Raw genomic sequence first — 10,096 nt, forward strand, 5'->3', positions numbered from 1 at the left:
GCATAAGGATAAAGCTGGAAAGCCTGGTTAGGAGAGTAGCCTGAGGTACTCACAATCCCGCTGGCTACAATAACGTAAGTTTCATTAGCCGTAAGGGTAGTAGTAAGTGTATAAATACCCTCAGTTGCTGATGTACTGTTACCCGGCGCTACTACGATTGTAATAGGTGTACCGGCGGGAGCGTTAACGAAAGATGAAGCCGTACGGAAAGCAAAATCATTGATTAGGATCTCCCCGTTTAAATAAACGTCAACAACCGAAGCGGCGGCATCAGCAGCATTATGGATCACCTGGACCCTGGCTGTTTGTGACACAGCATTTCCTCCAAGAAGAAGTACTGCAAAGATGGTAAGTAAATTCTGTTTCATGTTAGTATATTTTATCGTTTGACTAACATCAAATTTACTCCAACATAATTTTTTATTTTATTTAGACTGGTAAAAATAGGAAATTTTTAACTTTCGTTGTGGTTCATTTTCAGTGTCATAGTGTGTGCTGTGCCAGTATTGCCGGGTTATAAACTTCAAGATAAGACACATGGATTAAACAAAAAAAGCATCCGTTCAGGATGCTTTTTTTGATAGTTTTAGTAAAATTAGGAAATTTTCTTCCTTAGTTTCATGTTGATAAACTCTACGGCAAGCGAAAATGCAATTGCAAAGTATAAATATCCTTTGGGCACTGCCCCAATATGCTGGCCTGCTAATGTGGCCCCGGAAAGGTGCATGCTTTCGGTTATCAGCATGAAGCCAATTAGTATAAGGAAAGCAAGGCCAAGTATTTGTATGGATGGGTTGGCATTTACAAAATTCCCTACCGGTACCGCAAACAGCATCATTACTCCAACTGATATAACCACAGCTGTAATCATAATATATAAGGCCCCTTCGATACCGCTTGTCATGCCCACCGCTGTAAGTATGGAGTCTACCGAAAATATTAAGTCAATCAGTAATATCTGGAGAATTACGTTTGTAAAGGATTTTTTTGCCGCTTTACCCAGTGTTTTTTCTTCTTCACCCTTGTGATCTACTTTTTCGTGTATTTCTTTTGTACTTTTATAAATAAGGAAAAGCCCGCCGGCAAGCAGTATAAGTGCTTGTCCTGTAAAACTTCCGCTAAACCATCCCCAGTCAAAACTGAACAATGGCGCTTTCATGGCAATAAGGAGCGTAATCCCGAAAAGCAGGCCTATACGCATAAACATTGCCAGGAAAAGGCCTATGCTGGTTGCTTTTTTACGGTCTTCTTCGGGTAATTTACCGGTTACAATTGATATGAATATTATATTGTCTATACCCAGTACTATTTCCAGGAAAGTCAGGGTTAATAATGCTACCCATGCGTCAGGGTTGAGAAAAACTTCCATGCGGTTTATTTTTAATTGATTTTGGTTACAGTACCTTTTTGTTTTTGTGTATCACCTACAAATGAGTATTCAAAGGTATAGGAATTTTTGTTGGTAGTCAAGATTTTCATGTGTACAGCTTTCTTTTCCTGCATGTTTTTAGGGTTTATTTTCTGTAGTATATATTCACAGTCATTAACCCAGCGTATCGAAGCGGTATCTGTTTTTCCTTCAAAGGTTTCAATTTCAATAGTTTCAGTACGCTCAAAAAGGGTTATTTTTTTTTTGCCGTTGATTTCATATTCAAAACTGAACTTTCCGGTTTTAAAGTTGCTGCAGTTCCGCTCCTGCTGATAGCACCCTGTCACAATCAGGCACAGCAGTAATAGATAATGATGTTTCATGAGTCAAACAGGCTTTTAATAATTGTGTTTATTCCTTTGAATGCCATAAATACCGAAAAGATACAGGTAATTACAGCCAGGCCGAGGACAGGAATGAAGAACGGGTGTCCCTGGTTTTTGAAAGCACTGTGTATCACTACCGGGCCTATGAACATAAAGGGCAGCGCGGTTGCCATATACCGGACCCCTTTCATCAGCATTTTTTTATCGGTTGGCATAGGCTTCTATTGCTTTACGGACGTTTTTATATTTTTCAAGCAGTATTGCTGCCTCTTCTTCAGGAATGTTAAGTTCATCAGTTATCATTTTTATCCCTCTTTTTACCAGTTTATGGTTGCTTAGCTGCATATCTACCATTTTATTGCCTTTAATATGCCCCAGCTGTATCATAGTGGCAGTCGATATCATGTTCAGCACCAGTTTTTGGGCCGTGCCGGCTTTCATCCGAGAACTTCCTGTAACAAATTCAGGCCCTGTAATCACTTCCACAGGATATTTTGATACAGCTGCCAGAGGGCTTCCTTCATTGCATACGATGCATCCGGTAACAATGTTATTATCATTACATCGCTCAAGCCCCGCTACAACATAAGGTGTAGTACCTGAGGCGGCTATCCCTATAACAACATCTTTATCATTAACGCCATATCCTGAAAGGTCTTTCCATGCCTGTTCACGGTTATCTTCAGCAAATTCAACCGCTTTTCGTATGGCCGAGTCGCCACCTGCTATTAAGCCTATAACCATGTCGAAAGGCACCCCAAAGGTAGGCGGGCATTCTGAAGCGTCAACAATACCCAGCCTGCCGCTGGTGCCCGCCCCTATATAGAAGAGACGCCCTCCGGCTTTCATTTTATCCGCTATTACCGCTACCAGTACCTCTATCTGCGGAAGCGCACGCTCAACGGCAAAAGGTACGGTTTTATCTTCGTTGTTTATATTTTGGAGCAATACGCCAACCGGCATTTTTTCGAGGTTTTGGTAGTGCGAATCCTGTTCTGTAGTTTTTATAAAATGCATATTGGTTTTATATTTACATAAAATAGGCAATAACGACCCCAAGGATAATTACAAGCAGTTTGGCAAGGTTAAACTTATGGCCTTCGCTGCTCTCAAAGATAATAGTTGATGATATGTGGAATAAGATACCTACAACTACAGCTGAAATTTCAGTATAATAATCGCTTATAAAACGAAGCTCTCCCGATAATAGCGTACCCAGCGGGGTCATGGCGGCAAAAGCCAGCATGAAAAGCATTATGGCTGCCCGGTCCAAACCTGAATTTACAAAAAAAGCCGTCAGTATTATCGCAATAGGGAAATGATGTATGGCAATGCCCCACGCCATATCATGGTGATGGCTTACCGGCATACCTTCAAGCAGGGCATGGACACACAGGCTGAAGAAAAGCAACCACGGCATCTTCTGAAGGTGTTTGTACCCGTGGATATGCACATGGCCATGTTCGGCACCCTTAGAAAAATATTCGAGGATTATCTGGAAAACAATACCCGCCATTATATAAATACCTACAGGGCGATTGTGTGAATGCCCGTGCATGTGGTTTTCATGTGCGTGGAGGCTGCTTTCATAAACTTCCGGCAGCAGGTGCATAACCGTGAGTGACAGCAGGAAAGCGCCGCTGAAGGCAAGCAGCAGTTTAAGGCTTTTTTTATTTTCAGGCTTCAGTACAAGCGCTGCGGCATAACCTAAAATAACCGATAGAAAGGGCAGGATATAGATCATGCTACTTAAAAATTAAAATGAGCCGTTCTGATTCATCTTTGTAAAATTTCTTCAGCCTGTAGTCCCCAAAAATATCGAGCAGGTAGATGCCGGAATCTTCCATCATAGACTCAAAATCTTCAAGGGTCAGGACTTTTACCCTTTCTGTAAAATGAAATTTTTCGCCTTTATCTTCAAAGTCAATTTCTTTAAAAATGTAATTATTAATTACATGGCGCCGTATATGGAACACAATACCCTCAACAGTTTTTGTTTCACGGGGCACCAGGTTTTTTATCACATGGTGTACATTCATGAAATCAATCACCCCGAAACCATATTCATTGAGGCTGCTGCACATGGCTTTTAGCGTCATCACATTGTCTTCATCATTTTCAAAATAACCAAAGCTGGTAAACAGGTTAAATATGGCATCATATTTTTCCGGCATCGGTTTCCGCATATCATGAACTTTAAAATGCAGCTTTTCATTACTGTATTTACGCGCTTCTTCAATGCTGTTTTCCGACAGGTCTGCCCCTGTGACGTCATATCCCAGCTGGTTGAGGTATATGGAGTGGCGGCCCTTTCCACAGGCAAGGTCCAGTATTTTTGCGTCTTTAGGGAGGTTCAGGTAGCCGGTAAGGTTGTCCATAAAAAGCTGTGCTTCTTCATAATCCCGGTCTTTGTATAGTATGTGATAGTAAGGCGTATCAAACCAGGAGGCATACCAGCTGTTTGTTTCTTTTTGCATAGAGATTTATTGTACGCGCAAATTTAGTTTATTTTTGCTAAGAATTTGAGACGCGTATATGGAAAATAATTTCAGGATGATTGCCAAAACTTTTTTTGGTTTTGAAGAAATACTGGCCAGGGAGTTACTGGTTTTAGGCGCACAGGAAATAGAACAGGGGGTAAGGATGGTCAGTTTCAAAGGGGACAAAGGTTTTATGTACAAAGCCAACCTCGCGCTGCGTACCGCCCTAAAAATCCTGAAACCGATACATACTTTCAGGGTATATAATGAGCAGAGCCTGTATAAAGGAATTATGGAAATTAAATGGGATAATTATTTGAATGCCAATCAATCATTTGTTATTGATGTTACGCTTAATTCGGAATATTTCAACCACTCTCAGTTTGTTGCACTAAAAGCGAAAGATGCCATTGTTGACCAGTTTCGGAATAGCTATGGTAAACGCCCTGATATTAATAAAGACCATCCGGACCTGCGCGTAAATCTCCACATACAAAAAGACCAGTGTTCTGTTGCGCTTGATACTTCAGGCACGTCACTGCACCACAGGGGATACCGGTTTGCTACCAATATAGCGCCTATCAATGAGGTGCTAGCAGCAGGAATGCTCCTGCTCTCCGGCTGGGACGGCCAGGGAGACTTTTTGGACCCTATGTGTGGGAGTGGCACTATTTTAGCGGAAGCAGCCATGATAGCATGCAAGATACCGGCAAATATCAACCGTAAGGAATTTGCATTTGAAAAATGGAAAGACTGGGACAATGACCTGTTTGATACTGTAGTGAATTCGCTAATGAAAAAATTTCAGGAGTTTCACTATACTATCAAAGGTTATGATAAAGCGCCTTCGGCAGTCATGAAAGCCAAAGATAATATCAGGAATGCAAACCTTGATGAGTATGTGAGCATAAGCCAGCAAAACTTTTTTGATACGGAAAAAGAAACACGCGGGCCACTGCACATGGTGTTTAACCCGCCTTATGGCGAAAGGCTTGACGTGGACCTGGAGCGTTTTTACAGGGAAATTGGCGACACGCTTAAGCAAAACTATCCCGGCACAAATGCCTGGTTCATCACAGCAAATCCCGATGCGTTGAAGTTTGTAGGCTTAAAGCCTTCGCGAAAGATCAAGCTGTTTAACGGGAAACTTGAAGCCAGGCTGGTAAAATATGAAATCTACGAAGGCAGCAAAAAAGCAAAGTTCAATACCTCCCAGCCCCCAAAAGGGGAGTAGCTGCCGGAACTTTATAACTTTAAACTTTAAAACACAAATTTGAGGAATGAATAAAAAAACGAAAGCATTTATATATAATTTCTTAGGCTTTGCCTTCTTTTTTTCTATTGTATATTTCTTTGCTGCCCGGTTTACCGGCCTTACCGGATTGTGGATACCCCTTACATCCGCAGTAGTAGCTTCGTTGCTCACGCCGAAATTCCAGGCAATAACGTATATGGGTGAGGAGAAGCTTTTTATGAAATGGCTGTTTATTAAGGGGATTAAGGAGATAAAATAAGTCGGGGGGGGGTAACAATACACCTTATTGCCGGTTTGTGATAAAAAAGGTCGCTCTGCCGGATTGAGGACATTTTACCATAAACTTGAAAGTAAAAGCTATCTGACCGGCTTGTTAATTTTGTTATAAATCTAATTTCTATTAGCTAACATAAAAACATACATTATGAAAATTACTTATCTCGGGCATGCAAGCCTTGCTATTAAAGTAGGAGGCAAAAATATTATAGTGGATCCATATATTTCGGCAAATGAAATGGCTGCCCATATCGACATTATGCAGCTAAAGGCTGACTACATACTTGTAACGCACGCGCATGGCGACCATACCCTTGATGTGGAGGCCATAGCCCACAATACAGGTGCGGTTATAGTATCAAACGCCGAAATAACAGGTTATTATGAAAAGAAAGGCTTTACGGTACATCCTATGAACCATGGCGGCAGTTGGGAATTTGATTTTGGTAAAGTTAAATATGTGGTGGCGCAGCACTCAAGTTCCTTCCCGGACGGTACATACGGCGGCAACCAGGGAGGTTTTGTTATTGAAAGCGAACATAAGAATATATATATTGCCGGAGATACCGCGCTGACGTTTGACATGAAACTGATTCCGATGCGTACCAGGCTTGACCTGGCCATATTGCCCGTAGGCAGTAATTTCACTATGGATGTTGATGATGCCATCATAGCGTCAGATTTTCTGGAATGCGATAAAGTACTTGGTTATCATTACGATACGTTTGGCTATATAGAAATTGATAAGGAAGCAGCAAAAAGAAAATTTTTCAACAAAGGAAAAGACCTCATGCTGCTGGATATAGGAGAAGCTTTAGAATTATAAATTGTAATTCAGAGATTCGTAAACCAAAGGGTACCATGCAGGCAAAAGCCAATTTATAAAGTACATTTATTGAAAGCTACATATAAAAAACATATATTAAATTTCAGGCGCCCCAGCGGTACTTCCCGGGGTGTGCTTACCAGCAAGGAAACGTGGTTTATACTACTGGAAGCAAATGGAAAAAGAGGGATAGGGGAATGCGGGCTACTGCGCGGCCTTAGTAGTGATGACCGCCCTGATTATGAAGAAAAGCTCCAATGGGTTTGTGACAACATCCATCTTGGCGAAAAAGCATTATGGGAATTATTAAAGGATTTTCCTTCCATCCAGTTTGGTGTTGAGGCCGCATTCAAATCCCTGGGCGCTGATAATCCATATGAATTATTTCCTTCGCCTTTTACTGAAGGCAGAGAAGATATACCCATAAACGGCCTGGTATGGATGGGAGAAGAAGGCTACATGAAGGAGCAGATTGAGGAGAAAATACAACAGGGTTTTACTTGTATAAAACTCAAAATAGGGGCTATAGATTTTAATAAAGAACTATCGCTACTGAAGTTTATCCGTCAACATTTTACAGAAAAAGAAATTGAGATACGGGTTGATGCAAATGGAGCTTTTTCTGCAATTGAAGCTTTAGATAAAATTTACCAATTATCTGAATTTAAAATACATAGCATAGAACAACCTATCAGCAAAAATCAGCATGACAGTATGGCAGCTTTATGCAAAAACGCTGCGGTACCCATAGCGCTTGACGAAGAACTTATAGGTATATCTGATAAAGATGCCAGGGCAGCGCTCTTAGAGGCTGTAAAGCCACAATATATCATTCTAAAGCCCAGCCTTGTGGGCGGTATGCGTGGCACTTTGGGATGGATTCAGCTGGCTGAGGATTTAGGGATTGGCTGGTGGATAACATCTGCCCTGGAAAGCAATATTGGGCTTAATGCCATAGCGCAATTTACATTCCTGCTAAACAATCCTTTGCCACAAGGACTGGGAACCGGTGCACTGTACACCAACAACTTTGCCTGCCCTCTGGAAGTAATTAACGGAAAACTCAGGTATTCGCCATTGCTCGGCTGGGACGTGGCTTTATGAAGCCTCTTCTATCCTGGTTGTAACAATCGGGGCCAGGCAATTTTTCGGTATATGGAATGCGTGCGTCAGGGGTACGGCATCCTGCCTTATTTCCCAGCAAAGCTGGCTCACCATTTTCTGTATTGCTTTCGTTTTTGGGCCTTCCATATATCCCTGCTCCAGGTACCACCCTTTATTTTCTTCCAGCCTGTGGAGGGCAAACAGGTTGTATAAACGGGTAAGCACCTCATGTAAAATTTTGTTTTCGCAGGTACTGATTTTTTCTGCAAACTGCTCCAGGAAAACCCTGTCGAGGTAAGCATACGCAACCTGTAGCATGTGTGGATGCATTACATTGGCAGCATCGAAGGCATCCAGGCCGTTATCGACCAGTTTTTTAAACCGCCTTGCGGCAGAAGCGGTAAGTTCTTTTTCACGGTATTGGAATGCCTGCTGGTGAAACTGTGGGTCTTTTAAATGTGCCTCGTCTGTATTGCGTGTAGCAAAAGGGTTTTTTTCGGTGATACCTGTTTTGGCTTTTTCCAGAAAATAACTCAGTACCGTGCTTACGTTCATTTCGCCAAATTCTTTCCTGGCTTCTTTCAGGCAATATTTAGCCACAAGCTGCATTAGTACGGTATTATCCCCTTCAAAAGTAGTGTAAATTTCTGTATCATTCTTGAGGCTGTCAATGCGGTTTTCTGTTATATAGCCCTTGCCGCCACAGGCTTCACGGCACTCCTGCAGGGTATTGCGTGTGTTCCACGTTGTATAAGCTTTCATGCCTGCTGCCAGGGCTTCAATTTCCTGCATGTCATCTTCTTTCCTGTTCACGAAACGTTTGGTTAGGTATTGCAGCCCAAAATGAAGCGCGTATGCTTTAGCAAGGTAAGGCATCAGCCGCAACTGGTGCATCCGGTAGTTAAGTACGGGTACTTCCCGGCCATTTTCCGGCCCGAACTGCCTGCGTTTGTCACCATATTGTATAGCTATGGCAAGGCCTGTTTTTGCCGCGGAAAGTGCTGATTGGGGTATGCCGATCCGTCCGCCTACCAATGTGCCCAGCATGGTAAAAAAACGCCTGTTATCACTGGGGATGGGGCTTTCAAATTCACCTTGCTCATTTACGTTTGCAAAACGGTCCAGCATATTTTCGTAAGGAATAACTACATTAGTAAATGAAATGATACCGTTGTCAACACCGTTAAGCCCCATTTTCCGCCCACAATCTTCAATAGTTATCCCCGGTAGCGTATTCTTGTTTTTATCACGTATGGGTACTATAAACGCATTTACGCCATAGTCATGGCCATCAATAATGAGTTTGGCAAAAACAGTAGCCATTTCGCCATGTACTGCAGCATTGCCTATATATTCTTTACGTGCGAAGGGAGTGGGGGTACAAATAGTAAAAGTACGGCCTGCATGGTTATATGTAGCCGTGGTTTCAATACCTTTTACATTAGAACCATGATGGGTTTCTGTCATGGCAAAACACCCCGGCAATTCTAATGTACCCACCTGTTTCAGGTACTTCCGGTAATGCTTTTCGGTGCCAAGGGAAAGAATACTCATGCCCCATAAGCCAAACTGTACGCCAAACTTTATCACCAGGCTCAAGTCATGATAGCTAAGGGTTTCCATTATGGCAAAATAGCCTTCGATATCATTCCTTCCCCCATGTCCTGTGGGATAGGCATAAGCGCCAAGCCCTTTTTCGGCAAGCAGTCGGCACCAGTGCATTACCAGCTCACGATATGCCGCCGTATCGGTGGTAGTTCCCAGTTCAAATTCTTTACTGCCGATAATTTCCCTGACACTATTGATAAGAGGTCCCTGCTCACCATCAAGCAATGCTGCCATTTCCGAAATATTGAAACTTTCTACAGTACTGTAGCGTGTTGTTATAGTATCCCGGTCATTTGGAAGCCCTGCCATTACTTGAGTTCCCATAATACCCATGGATGCTTCCATAGCGGCAAATTCAGGGACTGCCGATAAATAATCGGCCTCGTCTATGGCGTCCCTTTCTGTATTGGCAACACTAAAGCCCAGTTCAAATAAGGTTTTGGGGCTTTTTGTTGTCAAAGCCCTGTTTATCATTTCTTTCCATTGGGACATTTCAGTGCGCGAAGGAGGGGAGTCGTAGTCAATTTTCTGCTTTAAAAAATCTTTTTCAGCTTTTGTAAGCCACTCCTGGCCGGAAATAAAGCTGTGTAGGGTACCAAATTCTTTTTTCGTCATGATATCATCTTCCCAAGCAACATATATATACGGAAGTAGCAGGCACAGTTTCGGGTCATTTATAAAGGTAATATCCATATCTTACATTTTTATAAAAATAAGCATTTACTTACAGTATGATTTTTAAAATATTGTTTAGTACACGACAAAAAATATAATTGATTAAAAATCAATAAA

The 10,096-nt window shown here is 42.1% G+C and carries 12 protein-coding genes; 4 read left to right on the top strand and 8 right to left on the bottom strand.

The features are described 5' to 3' along the window. The 7 genes from CHU92_RS04090 to CHU92_RS04120 all read right to left on the bottom strand — a co-directional run. The coding region (locus tag CHU92_RS04090) for a DUF4397 domain-containing protein (RefSeq protein WP_129583005.1) at positions 1–368 on the bottom strand (368 nt) is incomplete at its 3' end. A gap of 227 nt (positions 369–595) precedes the next feature. Beyond that, positions 596–1,369, bottom strand: a complete 774-nt coding sequence (locus tag CHU92_RS04095; protein ID WP_094412878.1) for a TerC family protein — start codon at positions 1,367–1,369, stop codon at positions 596–598. 11 nt (positions 1,370–1,380) lie between these two features. Further along, positions 1,381–1,752 (bottom strand): DNA topoisomerase IV, encoded by a 372-nt coding sequence (locus CHU92_RS04100; protein WP_094412880.1) that lies wholly within the window; start codon positions 1,750–1,752, stop codon positions 1,381–1,383. Then, positions 1,749–1,970 (bottom strand): DUF6095 family protein, encoded by a 222-nt coding sequence (locus CHU92_RS04105; protein WP_094412882.1) that lies wholly within the window; start codon positions 1,968–1,970, stop codon positions 1,749–1,751. Before CHU92_RS04105 ends, CHU92_RS04100 begins: the two co-directional genes overlap by 4 nt. Next, a complete protein-coding gene (murQ, locus tag CHU92_RS04110; protein ID WP_094412884.1) occupies positions 1,957–2,772 on the bottom strand; it encodes an N-acetylmuramic acid 6-phosphate etherase in 816 nt (271 codons plus the stop codon). Before murQ ends, CHU92_RS04105 begins: the two co-directional genes overlap by 14 nt. Positions 2,773–2,785: 13 nt before the next feature. Next, entirely contained in the window at positions 2,786–3,499 is a 714-nt protein-coding gene (locus CHU92_RS04115) for a ZIP family metal transporter (RefSeq protein WP_094412886.1), read from the bottom strand. Position 3,500: 1 nt separating this feature from the next. After that, on the bottom strand, positions 3,501–4,232 hold the full coding sequence (locus CHU92_RS04120; protein WP_094412888.1) for a class I SAM-dependent methyltransferase: 732 nt from the start codon (positions 4,230–4,232) through the stop codon (positions 3,501–3,503). 58 nt (positions 4,233–4,290) lie between these two features. Here CHU92_RS04120 and CHU92_RS04125 point away from each other — a divergent pair, with 58 nt between their 5' ends. The 4 genes from CHU92_RS04125 to CHU92_RS04140 all read left to right on the top strand — a co-directional run bounded on the left by CHU92_RS04125 (position 4,291) and on the right by CHU92_RS04140 (position 7,696). Next, positions 4,291–5,469 (top strand): THUMP domain-containing class I SAM-dependent RNA methyltransferase, encoded by a 1,179-nt coding sequence (locus tag CHU92_RS04125; RefSeq protein WP_207759802.1) that lies wholly within the window; start codon positions 4,291–4,293, stop codon positions 5,467–5,469. Between the two features lie 46 nt (positions 5,470–5,515). Then, a complete protein-coding gene (locus CHU92_RS04130; protein ID WP_094412890.1) occupies positions 5,516–5,749 on the top strand; it encodes a hypothetical protein in 234 nt (77 codons plus the stop codon). Between the two features lie 165 nt (positions 5,750–5,914). After that, positions 5,915–6,592, top strand: a complete 678-nt coding sequence (locus tag CHU92_RS04135; RefSeq protein ID WP_094412892.1) for a metal-dependent hydrolase — start codon at positions 5,915–5,917, stop codon at positions 6,590–6,592. 69 nt (positions 6,593–6,661) lie between these two features. Continuing rightward, the gene (locus tag CHU92_RS04140) at positions 6,662–7,696 is read left to right on the top strand and encodes an o-succinylbenzoate synthase (protein ID WP_094412894.1); all 1,035 of its coding nucleotides are present in this window, start codon (positions 6,662–6,664) and stop codon (positions 7,694–7,696) included. Here the strand turns inward: CHU92_RS04140 and CHU92_RS04145 are convergent. Further along, positions 7,691–9,997 carry an acyl-CoA dehydrogenase family protein gene (locus tag CHU92_RS04145; RefSeq protein ID WP_094412896.1) on the bottom strand — a complete coding sequence of 769 codons (2,307 nt, stop codon included), beginning with the start codon at positions 9,995–9,997 and terminating at the stop codon, positions 7,691–7,693. The two genes, CHU92_RS04140 and CHU92_RS04145, sit on opposite strands and share 6 nt — an antisense overlap. Positions 9,998–10,096 lie beyond the last annotated feature (99 nt).

It is taken from the genome of Flavobacterium cyanobacteriorum, assembly GCF_002251835.1.
Lineage (GTDB): Bacteria > Bacteroidota > Bacteroidia > Flavobacteriales > Flavobacteriaceae > Flavobacterium > Flavobacterium cyanobacteriorum.

Excerpts from the sequence above, each read along its gene's own strand:
- CHU92_RS04095 (WP_094412878.1), bottom strand. The coding sequence starts at position 1,369 with ATGGAAGTTTTTCTCAACCCTGACGCATGGGTAGCATTATTAACCCTG.
- CHU92_RS04100 (WP_094412880.1), bottom strand. The coding sequence starts at position 1,752 with ATGAAACATCATTATCTATTACTGCTGTGCCTGATTGTGACAGGGTGC.
- CHU92_RS04105 (WP_094412882.1), bottom strand. The coding sequence starts at position 1,970 with ATGCCAACCGATAAAAAAATGCTGATGAAAGGGGTCCGGTATATGGCA.
- murQ (WP_094412884.1), bottom strand. The coding sequence starts at position 2,772 with ATGCATTTTATAAAAACTACAGAACAGGATTCGCACTACCAAAACCTC.
- CHU92_RS04115 (WP_094412886.1), bottom strand. The coding sequence starts at position 3,499 with ATGATCTATATCCTGCCCTTTCTATCGGTTATTTTAGGTTATGCCGCA.
- CHU92_RS04120 (WP_094412888.1), bottom strand. The coding sequence starts at position 4,232 with ATGCAAAAAGAAACAAACAGCTGGTATGCCTCCTGGTTTGATACGCCT.
- CHU92_RS04125 (WP_207759802.1), top strand. The coding sequence starts at position 4,291 with ATGGAAAATAATTTCAGGATGATTGCCAAAACTTTTTTTGGTTTTGAA.
- CHU92_RS04130 (WP_094412890.1), top strand. The coding sequence starts at position 5,516 with ATGAATAAAAAAACGAAAGCATTTATATATAATTTCTTAGGCTTTGCC.
- CHU92_RS04135 (WP_094412892.1), top strand. The coding sequence starts at position 5,915 with ATGAAAATTACTTATCTCGGGCATGCAAGCCTTGCTATTAAAGTAGGA.
- CHU92_RS04145 (WP_094412896.1), bottom strand. The coding sequence starts at position 9,997 with ATGGATATTACCTTTATAAATGACCCGAAACTGTGCCTGCTACTTCCG.